18 protein-coding genes are annotated in these 16730 nt (G+C 57.5%); 10 read left to right on the top strand and 8 right to left on the bottom strand.

The genetic code is table 11. The features are described from left to right. Positions 1 to 3 precede the first annotated feature (3 nt). Together ADJ95_RS02010 and ADJ95_RS02005 are read right to left on the bottom strand one after the other, a co-directional pair. Positions 4 to 594, bottom strand: a complete 591-nt coding sequence (locus ADJ95_RS02010) for a TIGR00730 family Rossman fold protein (protein ID WP_049332063.1) — start codon at positions 592 to 594, stop codon at positions 4 to 6. Positions 595 to 751: 157 nt separating this feature from the next. Continuing rightward, entirely contained in the window at positions 752 to 1297 is a 546-nt protein-coding gene (locus ADJ95_RS02005; protein WP_080974918.1) for an NUDIX hydrolase, read from the bottom strand. Positions 1298 to 1548: 251 nt separating this feature from the next. On the opposite strand from ADJ95_RS02005, the gene ADJ95_RS02000 reads away from it, so the two are divergent. Further along, complete coding sequence (locus ADJ95_RS02000; RefSeq protein ID WP_049332062.1) at positions 1549 to 3144, top strand: hypothetical protein; 1596 nt, start codon at positions 1549 to 1551, stop codon at positions 3142 to 3144. A 139-nt stretch (positions 3145 to 3283) separates the two neighbouring features. On the opposite strand, the gene ADJ95_RS01995 is transcribed toward ADJ95_RS02000, so the two are convergent. After that, a complete protein-coding gene (locus ADJ95_RS01995; RefSeq protein WP_049332060.1) occupies positions 3284 to 4777 on the bottom strand; it encodes an amino acid permease in 1494 nt (497 codons plus the stop codon). 310 nt (positions 4778 to 5087) lie between these two features. Beyond that, positions 5088 to 5600, bottom strand: coding sequence for an OsmC family protein (locus ADJ95_RS01990; RefSeq protein WP_192830493.1), 513 nt, complete (start codon positions 5598 to 5600; stop codon positions 5088 to 5090). A 226-nt stretch (positions 5601 to 5826) separates the two neighbouring features. Between ADJ95_RS01990 and ADJ95_RS01985 the strand changes: the two genes are divergently transcribed. From ADJ95_RS01985 to ADJ95_RS01975, 3 genes are all read left to right on the top strand, one after another. Continuing rightward, complete coding sequence (locus tag ADJ95_RS01985) at positions 5827 to 6669, top strand: AzlC family ABC transporter permease (RefSeq protein WP_049332058.1); 843 nt, start codon at positions 5827 to 5829, stop codon at positions 6667 to 6669. A 453-nt stretch (positions 6670 to 7122) separates the two neighbouring features. Further along, entirely contained in the window at positions 7123 to 7458 is a 336-nt protein-coding gene (locus tag ADJ95_RS01980) for a branched-chain amino acid transporter permease (RefSeq protein ID WP_049332056.1), read from the top strand. Positions 7459 to 7466: 8 nt separating this feature from the next. After that, positions 7467 to 8435, top strand: a complete 969-nt coding sequence (locus tag ADJ95_RS01975; protein ID WP_049332054.1) for an AzlC family ABC transporter permease — start codon at positions 7467 to 7469, stop codon at positions 8433 to 8435. A 290-nt stretch (positions 8436 to 8725) separates the two neighbouring features. Here ADJ95_RS01975 and tpx read toward each other — a convergent pair whose 3' ends face one another. Continuing rightward, positions 8726 to 9226, bottom strand: coding sequence for a thiol peroxidase (tpx, locus tag ADJ95_RS01970; protein WP_049332052.1), 501 nt, complete (start codon positions 9224 to 9226; stop codon positions 8726 to 8728). Between the two features lie 174 nt (positions 9227 to 9400). On the opposite strand from tpx, the gene ADJ95_RS01965 reads away from it, so the two are divergent. From ADJ95_RS01965 to ADJ95_RS01950, 3 genes are all read left to right on the top strand, one after another. Further along, positions 9401 to 10282 (top strand): hypothetical protein, encoded by an 882-nt coding sequence (locus ADJ95_RS01965; RefSeq protein ID WP_152691682.1) that lies wholly within the window; start codon positions 9401 to 9403, stop codon positions 10280 to 10282. Between the two features lie 159 nt (positions 10283 to 10441). After that, complete coding sequence (locus ADJ95_RS01960; RefSeq protein WP_080974917.1) at positions 10442 to 11212, top strand: LppP/LprE family lipoprotein; 771 nt, start codon at positions 10442 to 10444, stop codon at positions 11210 to 11212. A gap of 450 nt (positions 11213 to 11662) precedes the next feature. Then, complete coding sequence (locus ADJ95_RS01950; RefSeq protein ID WP_049332044.1) at positions 11663 to 12055, top strand: DoxX family protein; 393 nt, start codon at positions 11663 to 11665, stop codon at positions 12053 to 12055. 75 nt (positions 12056 to 12130) lie between these two features. Here ADJ95_RS01950 and ADJ95_RS09090 read toward each other — a convergent pair whose 3' ends face one another. Then, positions 12131 to 13159 (bottom strand): HincII family type II restriction endonuclease, encoded by a 1029-nt coding sequence (locus ADJ95_RS09090; protein WP_080974916.1) that lies wholly within the window; start codon positions 13157 to 13159, stop codon positions 12131 to 12133. Positions 13160 to 13161: 2 nt separating this feature from the next. After that, the gene (locus tag ADJ95_RS01945; protein ID WP_049332039.1) at positions 13162 to 14760 is read right to left on the bottom strand and encodes an Eco57I restriction-modification methylase domain-containing protein; all 1599 of its coding nucleotides are present in this window, start codon (positions 14758 to 14760) and stop codon (positions 13162 to 13164) included. A 135-nt stretch (positions 14761 to 14895) separates the two neighbouring features. On the opposite strand from ADJ95_RS01945, the gene ADJ95_RS01940 reads away from it, so the two are divergent. Further along, complete coding sequence (locus ADJ95_RS01940) at positions 14896 to 15084, top strand: hypothetical protein (RefSeq protein ID WP_049332037.1); 189 nt, start codon at positions 14896 to 14898, stop codon at positions 15082 to 15084. A 165-nt stretch (positions 15085 to 15249) separates the two neighbouring features. Continuing rightward, a complete protein-coding gene (locus ADJ95_RS01935; RefSeq protein ID WP_049332035.1) occupies positions 15250 to 15507 on the top strand; it encodes a GlsB/YeaQ/YmgE family stress response membrane protein in 258 nt (85 codons plus the stop codon). A 156-nt stretch (positions 15508 to 15663) separates the two neighbouring features. Here ADJ95_RS01935 and ADJ95_RS01930 read toward each other — a convergent pair whose 3' ends face one another. Beyond that, positions 15664 to 16032: a zinc ribbon domain-containing protein YjdM gene (locus ADJ95_RS01930; RefSeq protein ID WP_005508467.1), complete on the bottom strand. Its 369-nt coding sequence runs from the start codon at positions 16030 to 16032 to the stop codon at positions 15664 to 15666. Positions 16033 to 16393: 361 nt separating this feature from the next. On the opposite strand from ADJ95_RS01930, the gene ADJ95_RS01925 reads away from it, so the two are divergent. Further along, positions 16394 to 16606 carry a TOBE domain-containing protein gene (locus ADJ95_RS01925; RefSeq protein WP_005505155.1) on the top strand — a complete coding sequence of 71 codons (213 nt, stop codon included), beginning with the start codon at positions 16394 to 16396 and terminating at the stop codon, positions 16604 to 16606. Positions 16607 to 16730 lie beyond the last annotated feature (124 nt).

The raw sequence follows: 16730 nt of genomic DNA, 5'->3' as shown, positions 1-16730 counted from the left end.
AGTTTAGCTTTCTGCGTTGGTCTTTGTGGCGGCGCGGCGCTCCAGGTCCTTGGCGAGCGCATCCAGCAGCTCCTCGGGAGTGGTCGCGATAATGAGTTCGTCCAGGTAGCGCTCGTTCAGCAGGCCGGTGGAGGCCATGTAGTGCATCGCGTCGATGAGCTTATCCCAGTAGCCGCTCACGTTCAGCAACGCAACCGGCTTGGAGTGGATGTCGAGGAACTGCCAGCTGAACACCTCGAAGAACTCTTCCAGGGTGCCGGGGCCGCCGGGCATGGCGACGAAAGCGTCGGCCTTCTCGATCATGGCGATTTTGCGCTGGTGCATGGTGTCCACAATGTCGAGGGTGGTCTGGCCGGGGTAGACGCCCTCCAGACCGACCAGCTTGTGGGTGACCACGCCGTAGACCACGCCGCCGGCATCCAGGGTCGCGCCCGCGACGGTGCCCATCAGGCCGGTGCGGCCGCCGCCGTAGACCACGCCAATATTGTTCCGAGCGCAGAGGGTGCCGAGCTCGCGGGCGCGCTCGGTGAAGAGCGGGTCGTTGCCGGAGCGTGCGCCGCAGTAGACGGCGAGGTTGTAGTCAGTCTTCTTCATGGTTCTCCTTGGGTTGTGCAGCGGGTGCGCGGCGTTGCGCCCCGCCTTCTATGGGTTGTCTGTTGTTGAGGGTACCGGACGTACCTGTGTACCTCATGTGTGCAGGGTAGCCCTGTGGATAAAACGGGGGCTCTAGGCCGCCGGGTCCGCCGATATGCTAGCCCCGCGGAACCGGAGTGGCCGCCAGCAGCGGGAAAATCTGCTCGGTATTCAGCGGTGCCTGCGCGGCGATATCTGAAGGGCGGGCCATGGCGGGATCGACCCAGCGCAGCTCGGCAATTTCGGCCTGCGGCACCAGCGTAGCCAGCTGCTCGTACTGCTCGTCGGTGGGGGCGTACTCGAAGGTTTCGGCGCGCACCGTAAAGCCGGACTCGTTGAGCGCGGCGGCCTCCAGGGTGCCGAGGTAGTGCATCCGGGCGGAGTCGGGGGTCAGGCCGATTTCTTCGCTCACCTCGCGGCAGGCGGTCTGCACGGGGCTCTCCCCCGGTTCGGGTTTGCCGCCGGGCATCATGAACCCGTCGCTACTCTTCTTGCGTACGGTCAGCACGTACCCCCGCTCGTCGCGGATGGCTACGGCGCACACGTTGACGACGCGGTGCACGCTGTCGATGGCGCTGTGCTCAGTAGCACTGTGCTCAGTAGCGCTGTGTTCGGCGGGCTGGGCTGCTTCTACTCGGTTCTGCGGGTTCTTCTGCGTGGGCATCTTTCTACCCTAGCATTTCTGTATCCTCTACCCGGCGCTGTGCGTGTTTGTCTTATTCATCCGCCCTATTGTGCGCCCTGCAGGCGTTGGTTTTATGTAATATTTCGGCGAGTTATCTTATGTCCGGTTCATGCGTTTAGGTGCGTGTTACGGTGTAATTAACCGCGATGTCGCGGTACCGTATACGCACTCGACTTGGCGCGATACAGGAAGAGTGCGGATCACTCAATCACCCATGTAGAAGGAACTTCATGATGGCTAACTCTTCTCGTGCCCGCCGCTACGGTAGCGCCGGCGCTTCTGTTCTTCTTGCCGCATCCTTGAGCTTGTGCGCTCTGCCTTCTGTTGCAGCGGCTGACACCCCGAATCCGGTTAACCCGCCGGTTATTACGGTCTACAACTACAAGGTTGAGACCAATACCCGTGAGCTGAAGACCGCCCTGCGTCTGAACAAGATTACGTTCAAGGCGACGAAGCTGCCCGCGAAAACTACTGCTTTTTCTCCGGCTTTGCATGAGGCAAACCATAGGGGTTTCCCGTTTCTGAACCCGATTCAGACGGTGCACGTTGCGGGCCCGTTCAAGGATGGCACGGCGACTGCGACCCATTACGTTCCCGGTAGCCTGATTGACCCGGCGAAGAACTACAGCTTCGTCGCTAATATCGCCGTTGATGGTTATTATTCGGGCGGCCAGGTGCTGCGCATGGACGTTGTGAAGGATAGCGCCGCACCGGTTCTGCACGTGGATTCGCCGCGTCTGAACACCAAGGGTGAGACTGTGTTGAAGGTGCGTGGTACCGGCTACACCGGTGAGGCGACCCCGCACGGTGTGCGCGTGGTGGTGTCTGATACGAGCGTGTGGGTTCCCGGTCGTTTTCCTCAGACGGGTATGCGCTTCGTGGCTGAGGTGACCGTACCTGCTTCGCAGATTCACAACGGTGCTTTTGAGACGGAGGTGAAGGTCCCGGCGGATGTTGCGGCGACGCTGAATACCTCTCACAAGTACATTGCGGGCACTATGGCAGCTGGCGTTGAGGGTGCTGAGTACGGTTCGTTTGATGCTCAGAAGCCTCTTGAGCTTTTCGCGCAGGAGCCCGTGGTGTCTGCGGTTCCGACCTATGCCCCGACGGTGGCTCCTCTGCCGGAAGCAACCGTTGGCGTGAACCCGACGGATGCGCCGACCGTGGCGCCCCTGCCGGAAGCAACCGTTGGCGTGAACCCGACGGATGCGCCCACCGTGGCGCCCCTGCCCGAAGCAACTATCGGTGTGAACCCGACCGATGCGCCCACCGTGGCGCCCCTGCCCGAAGCAACTATCGGTGTAAACCCGACCGATGCGCCCACCGTAGCACCCCTGCCGGAAGCAACCGTTGGCGTAAACCCCACTGACGCGCCCACCGTGGCTCCTCTGCCCGAGGCAACCGTTGGCGTAAACCCCACCGACGCACCCACCGTAGCACCCCTGCCCGAAGCAACTATCGGTGTAAACCCCACTGACGCACCGACGGTTCCTGCGCTGCCGGAAGCACCGGTTGCCGATAAGACCCCCAACGCTGACAAGCTGGAGGACGCAACCGTGGCGCATCCCAAGAATAAACCTGCTCAGAGCAAGCCAGCTCAGGAGGCTCCGGTGACCGCCGCCCGCTCGGCTATGGACACTCCGGCTAAGGACGGCCCGGCAAAGGACAGCCCCGCTAAGGATCATCTGGCTCAGGAGAGCAGCCCCAAGAAGGCTACCCTGGCGAACACCGGCGCATCCAGCGTTGGCATGATTGTTGGCATTGGCGTTGCCGCGATTTGTGCGGGTCTGGGTTTGAGCGTTCTGCGCTCGCGCCGCCACTCCTAAGAGCTGCAGGGCTTACAGCCTAGCTCTCCCGTGCGGAATAAACTGCAGATAGCAAAGAGCCGCCGGCTCCCCTCGGTCAGGGGGAACCGGCGGCTCTTCACGTATCAGCTCATTCAATCAGCTGACGCAATCGTTCGCGTTACTTCGAAGCCTTAACCTCGAGGCCGCTCACGTCCATTTCTTCCAGCGGAATCAGGCGGTCACGGGTCACGATGCGGTGGCCCAGCCACACGGCCGCCACGACGGGCAGGCCAATGTAGGAGCTCAGAACGCCAAACCAGTCGCCACTGATGATGGCCTCGTAGTTCTGGCCGCCAATCACGACCAGGCACATGAGGAACGCAATGATCGGGCCCACGGGGAAGAACGGCGCCACGTACGGCAGCTCCTTGAGGCTGTGGCCCTGCTTCAGGTAGGCGCGGCGGAAGCGGTAGTGCGCCACGGCGATGCCCACCCAGGTGATGAAGCCCGCCAGACCCGACACGTTCACGAGCCACAGGTACGCACCATCCGGCGAGAGCAGCGCGGCGATGAAGCCGACCGCGCCGATAGCTGCGGTTGCCAGCAGCGCATTCATGGGCACGCCGCCGGAGTTGATGCGGGTGAACATCTTCGGTGCCTTGCCCTCCTGCGCCAGGGAAAAGAGCATACGAGCCGAGACGTACAGGCCGGAGTTACCCGCCGAAAGCACGGCGGAGAGAATCACGGCGTTCATGACGGCCGCCGCGAAGGCGATGCCCGCGCGCTCAAAGATGAGGGTGAACGGGGAGATGTTCACGTTGCCGTCCGCTGCGGTCAGCAGGTTCGGGTCGGTGTAGGGAATCAGGAAGCCGATGACGACCATCGCGCCGATGTAGAAGAGCATGATGCGCCAGAACACGCTGGTGAGCGCGCGGGGCACGTCGCGGCGGGGGTTCTTAGACTCGCCCGCTGCCACACCGATCATCTCGGTGCCCTGGAAGGAGAAGCCTGCGACCATGAAGATGGCGAGCACGGCGGGGGCACCGCCCACGAAGGGTGCCTCGCCCACGGTCCAGTTGGAAACGCCCGGGGAGCTACCGCCCAGGATGCCGAAAATCATGGCGATACCGGCGATGAGGAAGACGACCACGGTGACGACCTTGATGGTGGCCAGCCAGAACTCGCTCTCACCGTAGGAGCGTGCCGAGAGGGCGTTGATGCCGGTCAGTAGCACGAGGAATCCTGCCGCCCACACCCAGGAGGGCACGTCCGGCAACCAATACCTCATCACCTCACCAACCGCGACGAGCTCGGCGGCCACGGTAATCGCCCAGTTGAACCAGTAGTTCCAGCCCATGGCGAAGCCGAAGGACGGGGACACGTAGCGCGCGGCGTAGGTCTGGAAGGCGCCGGGCACGGGCAGGTGCGCGGCCATCTCGCCGAGGGACTGCATGAGGAAGAGCACCATGACGCCGATGAGGGCGTAGGCGAGGATTGCGCCACCGGGGCCCGCGGTGGAGATGGTCTTACCGGAGGCGACGAAGAGGCCGGTGCCGATTGCGCCGCCGATTGCGATCATCTGCATGTGTCGGGCGGAGAGGCCTCGCTTCAGTTCACCCTCTGCGGGGGTGGCTTCCGATGCAGTGCCGGAAGTCTCTGTAGGCTGTGCCATGTCAGGTCTTCTTTCTGAGGCTATTGCTTCGTGCGTTTGCTAGGGGGATTGTGTGCTGTCCAGTCTAGCCCTGCCGTCGATGCGGCTGCCGAAGGTTTGTGCCTGGGTCAAGAAATTCTTCAATCTTAAGGATTTCTTACGTACCGTAAGTTTTCCTAATCTGAGGGTCAATCCTACCCGCTTTCCGGGCTCTTTTCCACCCCAAACCCACAAAAACACAGAAAAACCCTCCCGAGCCGCTCCATCACGAGCGGCACGGGAGGGCCTCAAGTCAGGCTATCTCTCCGGGCGTTTAGTCCGTCTAGCCTTTCTAGTTCGCCAGGTTGTGGAACGAAACCTTCGTGGGGTGCTCCACGGTGCGGGAGACGGTGCAGTCCTTCTGCTCGCTGAGCTGAATCAGGCGGTCCACCATCTTCTGGGCCTTGGCGCCCTGCTCATCCTCGGGGAATCGCACATCAAAGTCCACCTCAACGTCGTCGAGGCGCACCGCGCCGTCTTCGGTCTGCTTCAGCGCCGAGGCGAGCACCTCGAATACCTCGGGGGTGGAGCGGCGGGAGGTGCCCGCGTCCACGTCCACGGAGGAGCAGCCGGCAATCGCGGCGAGCAGCAGCCCGACGGGGGTCAGCAGGCCCTCGCCCACACCAAAATCGAGGGTTGCGCCGTTGGCACCGTGGGCACGGTAGCGCAAGCGGTCGATGCGCTCAATCTTGGTCTGGCGGTAGTTGTCGAGTTCGCGGCGTTCCTGCTGGCGCGAGTACACCTTCTTCTGCTCTTCTGCAGTCTGCACGGCGTTGTTCTGTTCAGCGTTGTTCTGCTCGGTCATTGAGGTTCCTTTCGGGTTGTCTGCACGGTCGCTAGGTTATTCAGTACCGCGTTGTTTAGCGTCATTCACTATAAGCGTGTTTCTCATTATTTTATTCCCGGACTCTTTTTCTCGTCGGTCAACCGCTGGCTCCTATACACTGGAAAGCCGCGGCGGGCGTTATCTTTGCCCGTCTGCAGGCAGACGAGGCATTTCGTAGAACGTAACGCATACGAGGAACCCACTTATGGCACAGACTCCCAAGCTTCGGGGCGCTCAGCGTCAGAGCACTCGATTTAAGGGCGCAGGCTCGCAGCATGATTTCCGCTTGGCTGTTGCGGATTCTTCCGTGGTGATGCTCGGTATCGCTGTGCTGGGTTTGGGTCTGGGTATTATCCTCAACGCGCACGGTCTGCCGATTTGGACGGCGCCGCTGCTATCCGCGGTGGTTTTTGCCGGTTCCGTGGAATTCCTCATGGTGGGCATGATCAGCGGTGGCGCGTCGGTTGCCTCGATTGCTTTGACCGTGTTCCTCGTGAATGCTCGCCACCTGGTGTACGGCCTCTCCTACCCGTTACACAGCGTGAAGGGTCTCTGGGCCAAGGCCCTTGCCATCCACACTCTCTGCGATGAGGCGTTTGCTCTCAACTCCGGTCCTGATCGCAATGAGCGTTCCGGCGCCCGCATCCTGTGGGTTAACACGCTGATTTACGTGTCGTGGATTCTGAGCGTGGTGCTCGGATACGTACTCGGCGCGAGCTTCCTAAACGACCTGAAGGGCGTGGATTTCGTGATGGTGGCTATCTTCACGGTTCTCGCCATGGACGGCTACCGCGCTAACCCGGATCGCGTGACGGCGCTCTTCGTTGCGGTTTCGGCCGCGATTGCGCTGATTTTTGCGTCTTCCTCGTTCCTGGTGGTGGCGTTGGGTTCGTACGTGGTGTTGCTGTTGGCGCGCTTCCCGGTGGCGAAGCGCCGCGGCACCCTGCCTGCCCACTCGGAGCAGAAGACAAGCGAAGTAACGGGGTCCGCTTCCGAGGATAATGGGGGTTCCGCCGGGGTGTTACGCGGCGGCTCGGAAAACCGTTAATATAAAAAGTGCGAGCCGCCTATTCGGCCCGCCCTTCTCTTTCCTGTTTCACGCGGAACCGGCCGCGATTCGCCTTTCCCGGCGCCATCTCGTGAGCCGCCGCCCACAGATTTGAGGTACCACATGCAGATGAAAGACACCGCCAAGGAAACTAGCGACGCAGAACGCTGTGCCGCCCCGGAGTAACACCGCACCGGGAGCGGCATCACCCGAGGTCACGCACGAGAACTACTGCCGCGCGCAACTACCCGCGCCGAAAACTAGTCTCATGCGGGAGGAACGTCCCTCCGCCTCGTTGTTCGCGGCTTTCATCTATTCACGTACCTATCGCACTACTCCCCCGTTTCCTCGGGCAGACCCGGCTCTCGGCGGTTGCTTTGAAGACTTTAACCGTTCGACCGTGTGTCTTTCACCTCCGGGGTTTTCTGAGTGGTGCAGAAAGAGACAACCCTCATGAACGGCGAAGTTACTGCCGGATATATTTTGACTGCGGTGTTCGTTGCTGCAGGTATTACTTTTATGCTGCGTCTTCTGCCTTTCGGTTTGAAGAAGGCGCTCGCCGGCTCCGAGCTGCTCGATGCACTCAGCCATTGGATTCCGCTCGGCGCAGTCGCGCTACTTGCTATCTATGCGGTGGCGAAGATTGATTATTCTTCCGTTGAAACGGCGGCACCGTACCTGGCGGGCCTGGTGGTGACCGTGGGTGTGCACCTGTGGCGTAAGAATATGGTGCTGAGCATGGTGGCGGGTACCGTCACCTGTGTTGTGCTGGCTAACTGGGTTTTCTAGGGGGCGTCATGACTTCATCTCAGGATTCTCAGCGTCACCCGGCGGATGCCTCCGCCCCCATCGTCGAGTCGGTCCACCGTACCGCGCCCGACCGTAGCGTGCAGCAGCAGGCACCCCACCAACGGGCGGAACCCAGCCAGGCAAGCCCGGAGCAGGTGGATCAGGTGATCGCCTCCGCCCTTCCGCTGACCGGCGTTATTCCCGTGGTCGAGGCACCCAAGGACTCTTCGGACTCCCAGCAGCCACGCGTGAGCGGTTTTGCCGAGGCGATGCGCACCGCCGGCGTGGTCATGGCGGGCCTGTTCTTCGTGGGTATCGGCCTGGGCGTGGTGATTCACAGCTACGGCTTCCCGATGTGGCTGGCGGTCGTCCTGCCGGGCATTGTCTTCGCCGGTTCCGTGGAGTTCGTGCTGCTGGACATGATGTCTCTGCACGCTTCGCTGGTGTCGATTGCGCTCATGACTCTGCTCGTGAATTCGCGTCACCTCATGTACGGCCTTTCCTACCCGATTGAGCGTGTGCGCCATCCTCTCGCGAAGTTCTACAGCGTGTACACGCTCACCGACGAGGCGTACGTCCTCAATAGCGGCCCCGACCGCCACACGCTGCGCGGCTCCCGCATCCTGTGGATTCACGCAGGCATGCAGGTGTCCGTCATCTGCGGTACTCTGCTGGGCTACGTGCTGGGCGTCAGCTTCCTGAGCGAGCTGAAGGGTCTGGGTTTTGTGATGACTGCGCTCTTCGCGATCCTGACCGTGGATGCGTACCGCGAATCGAAGGACCGTCTGACCGCCGTCATCGCGCTGGTGGCCGCGGCCGCGGGCCTGCTGATCGCCCCGCAGTCCATGCTTGTGGTGTCCATGGTCGTCTACCTAAGCCTGCTGGTGGCTCGCTACGCGGTGCAAAAGCGTCGCGGTACCCTGCCGGAGCACATGCTTGTGGCCGACCACGACGGCGGCTCCGAGCAGACGCGCTAGGTACCGGGGGGGCATACCGGCCCTTCGCACTCTGCCTAATGCATCGTTAAAACGCTCCGCCCACCCGTGATATCGGGTGGGCGGAGCGTAATGCTGTCGCCAGCCGCATGTGTGGGGTGAGACCGTACTCGTGCGGTGTAGCGTTCGTATCTGTTGTGTCGTGCACCGCGCGAGAGAAATAATCGCGCGGCGGTTATCACTATTTTAAAGCACCCCGGGCGCAAACCAGGGGTATGCGCGCCGGGGCGTTGAGAATCAATTGCTCATTCGCGAGGCGAACGAAACGGAAACTACTTGATGGCGGCGAGTGCTGCTTCGTAGTTGGGCTCGTTGGTGGTTTCGGGAACCAGCTCGGTGTAGACAACCTCACCGGCGGGGTTCACGACGACCACGGAGCGTGCCAGCAGACCAGCCAGGGGGCCGTCCACGAGCTTCACGCCGAAGTCCTCACCGAAGGAGGAGCGGAAAGCGGAGGAGGTCGCGACGTTCTCAATGCCCTCGGCTGCGCAGAAGCGGCCGATTGCGAAGGGCAGGTCGTTGGAGACGCACAGCACGACGGTGTTCTCCAGGCCTGCAGCCTGCTTGTTGAAGGTGCGGACGCTGGTTGCGCAAACACTGGTGTCGACGGAGGGGAAGATGTTCAGCACCAGGTTCTTACCTGCGAAGTCTGCGGAGGAGATCTCGGAGAGATCAGCCGCGAGAACCGAGAATTCGGGCAGCTTTGCGCCGACTGCGGGCAGGTCGCCGTTGGTGTGGATTACGAGTTCGTTCTGTAGAGTTACTTCAGCCATGCCTTCATTGTCCCCCGGATGCGGCGGGTGTGCAAGGGGATGCAGGCTCTAGTGGGTGGAGTTTCCGCATAGCTGATTTTCTGCGGTGCCGCTTCGCCTCAGCGGCACCTCTACAATGGGCAGGTGAGCATTTTGAGGCACGTATCTTCCCGCCTTGCGCCGCTGGCGCACCCCGTGACGAATTTCAGGGCCCTCCGCCGGGACCTGCGCCGTCAGCGGGTGGAGGGTCGTGCCCTCGTTGATCCGCAGCATACGTACCGCCCGAGCGTGCGGGCCGAGCTGCGCCGCATGTTCACGCGCCCCCTCCCGGTGGAAACGCAGACCCTTGTGTGTAACGCCCTGCTGGCGGCAATCTGCTGGTACCTGCTCCCGGACGTCTGGCGTTCGTGGCTGTTTAGCGAGTTTAAGGGCCCGGCCGGTTTCGCCCTGGTGATGGTCGGCTGGATGGTTGCGGACGTCACCTCCACAAACCTGATGGGTCACGACGAGGAGCATGCGCTGCGTGCGTTGCGCAGTAGCGACCCGCACGCCCTGCACCTGTTCGTGCGCACAAAGGCTATTGCGATTGGCATCATCACGGGTGTTTCCGGCACCCTGCTGGCGCTGGTTCTGCACAGTCAGGACAAGACCCTGACCCCCACGCTCATGATGTCCCTGTCCTTCTTTGTGGTGCCGGCTATTGTGGTGTCCCTGGGCTCGATTCTGGGCGTGATTTATCCGTACCGTCTGCGCGGTTGGCAGTTCCGCTGGGCGCACCGTAAGAACCTGCGGATGAGCGCCCGCTGGGTTCTGCTCTGTTTCGGTCCGGGCTGGGTGCTGGGTACGGTGCTGATGTCGCTCATGTTCCCTTCATTGTTCCTGGCGGATGCGCTCGCGCGCCTTCTCAACCCCGGCGTGGATCCGCACGATGTTGCGTTCCAACCGTTGCTGTTTTCGCTGACTTTGTGGGCTCAGGGCGCGATTAGTCTGTGGGTTTTTCCGCGGGTTACGGCACGTATTGCGACGGCGAGGCGCGCCTGGCTGGTGCACTACCTGACCGACGATAAGGTCTGCTAACCGGTTTTCTGCCGCCTACCGGCAATGGAAAAAGGCTACGGTAATGAACGGCGCTGACGCCCCGCACCACGTCAATGCGTCTTTTTCTCTATACTGGACGAGTTCACTGTTCACATACATCAGCTTGCGATGCGCCGCCGCATCGCGCGAGGAGTCCCCATGCGTTTGACCCGCTCCGCTCTATCCCTGCCCGCCCTGGGCGCGGCCGTGGCCCTGGCCGTCTCGTCCTGCTCGGCAAGCACCGATTCGGCGCTTTCCGGTACCGTTGTGTCTTCGTCCGCCTCGGCGAGCGCATCCGCTTCGGCTTCGCCGAGCTCCTCCTCGAGCGCCGCCTCGGCTATCTTCCCCACGGCTTCGGCGAGCCCTTCCGCTTCTGCCTCCGCCTCTGCCTCTGCGTCTTCGCCCGCCCCGGCTCCGTCGGTGGTGACGATTACGGTGAACCCCGAGCCGAGCGTTACGACCGTTCCCGCGAAGTCTGACTCCTCGGGCGATAAGAAGAGCTCCAGCTGCTCCAACGTGTCGGCTTCGTCCACGGTCTCGAAGGCTCTGAGCGATATGAAGAACAAGAGCAAGTGGAACCAGTGGACGAACGTTTCCCGCACGTACGAGGGTTTTGATCCCTGCGCCGAGCTGTCCTGGATTGACGCGATTCCGGGCTCCTCCCCGGACGAGTGCTGCATTTCCTCGATGGCCCATCACATCCTGCTCTTCCACTACGGCAAGTTTATTGGTACGGCAACCTACGAGCCCTACTCGTTCTCGCCCTCCATTACCCGTACCGCCGATAATTCGATTAGCGTGACCTACCGCTATATGAAGGACGATGAGAGCCCCGCCAACGCGAGCGGCCGCACGACGGCTACGTTCACGTGGAGCTCTTCTCAGAATAAGGTCGTGATGAGCGGCGAGGTTCCGCCCAGCGGCGAGTAGGTTCACCGCTCCGTCCGTAAATTCTGCGGATACGACGAAGCCCGCCCCTCGAATGTTTCGAGGGGCGGGCTTCTTATGCTTAGGATTATTACGCCCTGCGGGGCGAGATACCTTAGGCTGCCTTCTTCTTGTAGATGAAGAATGCGGCGCCTGCGAGTGCTGCGATGAACAGAATCTTCTTCATGGGGTTACTCCTTTGATTTTTGGTATGGTGCACCCGGTCCGTCCTGATCGGCGTCGGCTCGTGGGGAGCCACTCGTCGGTCGGTACCGCACGCGGTGCCATGCTTCACATCATACCCTGTTTGACGGGTCTTTTCCTCTTGAGGGGTTGGATTTGGACCTCGCCCGGTTGCGGTGGCTTCTGGGCTTCCCCTTCCGAGGGTAGATATTTTCGGGACTCGCCGTGAAGGTCAGCGGTTTCCTCTTCGTTGGAGAGGATACTGGGGGCATGAGCATTTTTAAGAAGAAAGAGTACAGCGCCGAGCGTTCGGCGACTCGTATGGCGCGCGGTCTTGCCGTGATGGGTGCGCTGCACTTCATTATCCCCGAGCCCTTCGATTCAATTATTCCGAAGTACCTGCCGGGCCCTCCGCATGCGTACACACACGGTTCCGGTGTGGCTGAGCTGGGTACCGCTGCCCTGTTGTCGAGCGATAAGACCCGCCGTGCCGGTGGTCTGTTGGCCGCGCTGCTGTTCGTTGCGGTGTTCCCCGCGAATATTCAGATGGCTCTGGATGCGCGCAAGCAGTCCGCTCAGCGTAAGGCTATCGCGTATGCGCGCTTGCCCCTGCAGTTGCCGCTGATTTGCAGCGCGCTGAAGATCTGGCGCCGCTCCAAGTAGTACATTTAATTTTGTGTTTTAGAGGGTGGCAGGTTGCTCTAAGCAACCTGCCACCCTCCATATTCGTGGTCCTAATTATAGAGATAAATCCCCTCGTAAATTATTATCATTTTGCAGTCTGCGCAGTTGATTTATTTGATTCAATCCATTTCTTGCGCCAATATTTTGACCAAGTTGCGAGTTAGATTTTTTCGCACCTTCAACGGATTCTTGGGGCGATTTAATTTCCAACCTATCAGAGATAATTCTATTTGCTTCTAGAATATATCCATTTTTTGCATAATATTCAGCAAGCATTTTTTCCTGGTCCCCAAGTTCATGAACCTCTTTATATATCCTATCCCTCTTCTGGGAAGTATAATTCTTCATAAAAATTGCCAGCCAGTCCTTTTGGCTTAACTCGAAATCCTGAGATACCTCAGAAGGCCTAAACTGAACTTGAATAGCCGCAGACCAGTTAATATACAGAGGTTTTCCTTTGCCGTTATAGTCAAGAGGTGGTATTTTCATCATATCTACCATGCGAACATCCTCTACAACAACTCCAGCATCCTTCTTTCTGTATCCGAGATCAATATAATACAGAGAGAAGTTAGGGTCTATATTTTTTGAAAGGCAGATTTCTGCCACCTTAGCCAGTTTGCGAGCAGACATGATATTTGGAGGCTGATCACTTTTACCCAAATCATGACTTTTAACGTCAATAAGAAAAACTGCCGACCCATCAAATAGAGAAGAGTCCGAAAAAAGAACTATATCGGCCGTATCGCTTTGCTTACCCGGAACCAGCTCTTCTGGCCAATTAGATAACGCTTTTTTTCCAGGGTTCACCAAAGAATCGACAGCTTCATTTCCAAAAACAAAGCCATCAGGCACTCTCCCCTGTACCACAGTCTCCGAGAGGTACTTATTAACCGCTTCATGCTGCTTGAAGGCTAATCCAGGGTAGGTCTTCGACAAAGCATTATAGACCTCTTCTTCAAGAGGAGTTGCTATCCTATGCCCAGAGGTTTCCTGATTCGGCTTTAAATTTAAATCAATATAGCCTCGATTCACAAAATATTCTCGAATAGCTTTTTCGACATCCTGCATTTTAAGAGTCACCCTTAGCTCCCCTCTGAAATATTAGTATCATAGTGAATGTTGCGATTCTTAACTGATTTAAACAAATTAATAATACGCACAATAATCTCCTCATAGGCTACATTTTCTGATACACTTTCTCGAATTGTATTCGTTACAAGGTCATGGAACGCGATATCTTCATCATCATCCCAGTCGATATATCTGAAAGGTATCGACGCGAGGGGCTTTTCCGAGAATTCAGCGATTCCGCCCTTCATAAGTCCCTTGTATCTGTACCAAGCCGTAACACGCGGATGAACCAAGTAAGCCAGGATATACTCTATTGATTCCTTCGTCCCCTCCAGAGGAGAGAAAGCTGTTACGTCCTGAGTTGCCACAACACCCGCGGGAACAAGGCAGAACCGTGCAGATTCTTTATTCGTGACACGCTCCTTACATGGAACGAAAATTTTAGGAATCTCCGTATAAAAATACTTTTGAGACCGTTTAAAAGCCCACTCCCAGAACGGAAGAGACCTCTGATACGAGTAACGTTCTACCAGCTTCTCTTTATAAGAAACTAGTTGCTCATACAGAGAGGGGTATTTTGAAGCTACGTCAGATTCCGTAAGGCCCTCCGGAATATCGATATACCTGCTACTTCCTTCCATGTAAACATTTTTAATATCTTTACCTTTAACAACAGTGGCCAAAGCTGCTTGTTCAGCTTCGTTCAAGTTATCAACAGGGGCATCCCAACGAAAGGCTTTATCCAATCCAGAAACCATTCCATTAGCAATATGCACATAATCACCCAATAAAGCCACACGCCGCATCTTCTCATCAAATAGATCATCGGTCTCCGTCATCATGGTGCATGCGTCTTCAAGTTCGGCTATATCGTTCAAAGTTTTCCGGTCAGCAAAAATCCATTGTTCCCCAGCGGTAAATTGAGGAATCATAAATTTCTTAAATTCATCACCATTTAGACTAATTGACTCAGAAACCTTTCGAGGGCCACCATATTCATAAAACTGAATTTCCTGAATCTGGGCATTTTTAACAAACCTAAAAATTATAATTGAGCTTGAAACCCCTTGAAAAACATTACTCTCACCAAAGTTAATAATGTGAGAGAATGTCCCCTGACTCAACATCCAAGACCGAAGATTCTCGGAGTGGAGCGTATGCATCCAAAAGCTTGGAGTAATAAAAATTAATTCGCCTCCGTCACGAAGGTTTCGTATAGCATTAGCTATGAATACAGTCAGGTAATCCGACAAAGAGTTAAATAGCTTACCCCACAAGGGATGTTCTTTAATCTCGTTTTTCTGGAATTCTTCAAGGTTCTTCCATCGGATATATGGAGGATTTCCGATAACGGCAGAGTATTCCCCGTCCTTCATCCACGAAACAAACGATTCATGATAAACAGTATGTATCACATCTTGCTTCAGCGAAGAGTCGATTTCAATTCCTTCAATATTCGAATAACCGGCTTCGTGAAGCACATCCAAAAATACCCCTTCTCCGGCGGAAGGTTCAAGTATTTTGCTTTCTCGGGGAGATTCAATTAAATCAACCATAATTCGAGCTATATGGGACGGGGTAAAGTACTGCCCCAAAACATTCTTTGCCATAAAATCCTCCTTCAATAGTTACACATTATACAGCAAATATTTATCCGCTTATGCCGAATTAAAATATTTCTCACCAGGCCACAAAATATTTAAACCTTATTACCAATAACGGAACAATCACAAAATGAGAAAAATATGAGAATCCCAAGCTACACCATTACCCGATCTTGTCACGGCAACACCGCCCCCTTCTCGCTTCCCTTTTTAAGATATGGGGATGCGCGCAAGCAGTCCGCTCAGCGTAAGGCTATCGCGTATGCGCGCCTGCCCCTGCAGTTGCCGCTGATTTGCAACGCGCTGAAGATCTGGCGCCACTCCAAGTAGCACCTTCGCCGTAGAACAACGGCACCTCGGTGTTTTACACGTAAAACACCGAGGTGCCGTTCACCTTAACATACCCGTTGTTAAGCCTCCCGTAACCGGCATTGCCTACACTTGATGTAAAGCCAACCTGTCACAGCGGCAGGTGCACGACCCTTGGAGACAACGATGGACGCTCTTATCACTATGGTTATTACCGGTGCAATTATCGGTGTGATTGCGCGCTTCTTCATGCGAGGCCGCCAGAACATTTCGATTCTTTGGACCATTGTCTGCGGCGCTATCGGCGCGGCTGTCGGCAACTGGGCGGCAACCCAGCTGGGCGTCGCCGCCACCGCAGGCATCGACTGGATGCGCTGGATCCTTTCGATCTTCGCGGCGATGCTGACCATCTCCCTGTACCTGGGCATGACCGGCAGGAAGTAACAATCTGAGCTATTGAGGGCTCACTGAGTCTCTCATGTACAAAGGCGGCGCCTCCCCTAGCGTGAGCTAGTGCGGGAGGTGCCGCCTTTTCTGCGCCTCACAGGAGGCGTTTTATGTCTTCTTGGCTTATATCGCCTTGGGCTATGCCTTCTTGGCTTATGCCTTCTTCACGACGGAGGACTTCAGGTACATCTGGCCTGCGCCGGGGACCTTCGCCTCAATGTCGTGGCCGTTCACGGGGGATTCGAGCAGGCGGATGCCGCGCACCTTGGTGCCAGCCTTGATATCTGCGCCGCCTTTGACCTTCAAGCCCTTGACGATGGTGACGGAATCGCCGTCGACGAGCTCGTTACCGACGGAGTCGAGAACCTTGGAGCCTGCTTCTTCTTCGGTTTCGCCTGCTGCGGTGCGTTCCCATTCGTGGCCGCACATGGGGCATGCCCAGAGTTCACCCATCTCGTAGGTGTAGTTTTCGCTGCATTCGGGGCAGGCGGGTGCTTCGATTTCGTTGAGGTTTTCGCTCATGGTTCCTTCTTCGAGCTGTACGGATGCGCCGCTCCCCTGCACCTAGTTACCGCGGCGTTGGGCGGTGGTGCTGCGGCGTATGGGCGCGCGTCAGCGAGGGCGGAGGTGCGACGGTGGTGGGTTGCGAGGATTCTCGCGTTCGTGCCGACTATACCATTTGGCGGGTGCGAACCGCATGTGTGGGGCTGGTTTTTACCGGTCTTTTGGAGTGGGTTCGGGGCGTGGGTGAAGCCGAAAATAAAATTTGCATGGTTCGTGCGTAATATTTACGAAAAATCGGGTTTTTGCTCATTATGCAGAAGATAAGGCGTGTAAAGTATCTAGAGCATTTGTACGTTTATTGAGTGAAAGGCACGGCTTCATGAAGCTTTCTGCACGTAACCAGTTCGCTGGCAAGGTTGTTGAGATCACCGAGGGTGCAACCAACGGCATCGTTAAGATTGAGATTGCTCCCGAGGTTGTTATCTCCGCTTCGATTACCAACGAGTCCATTAAGGAACTGGGTCTGAAGGTTGGCGAGACCGCGTACGCAGTCATCAAGGCTTCCAACGTTATGGTTGGTGCTGACCACTAATCCCGGCCGATAAGGCTTACACCCGGCGGCTGCCTGCTGTAGCGCGCGAGGGTTAATAGGGCGGAGCCCGCACTGTGTGTACAGTGCGGGGCTCCGCTTTTATGTTTTATCGCTTAGACGTTGA

Origin of the sequence: Rothia mucilaginosa (assembly GCF_001061665.1) — a bacterium.
In the GTDB taxonomy this organism is placed as follows: Bacteria; Actinomycetota; Actinomycetes; order Actinomycetales; family Micrococcaceae; genus Rothia; species Rothia mucilaginosa_A.
The sequence above is the reverse complement of the archived record's forward strand: the minus strand, read 5'-3'. Positions and strand labels throughout refer to the sequence as shown.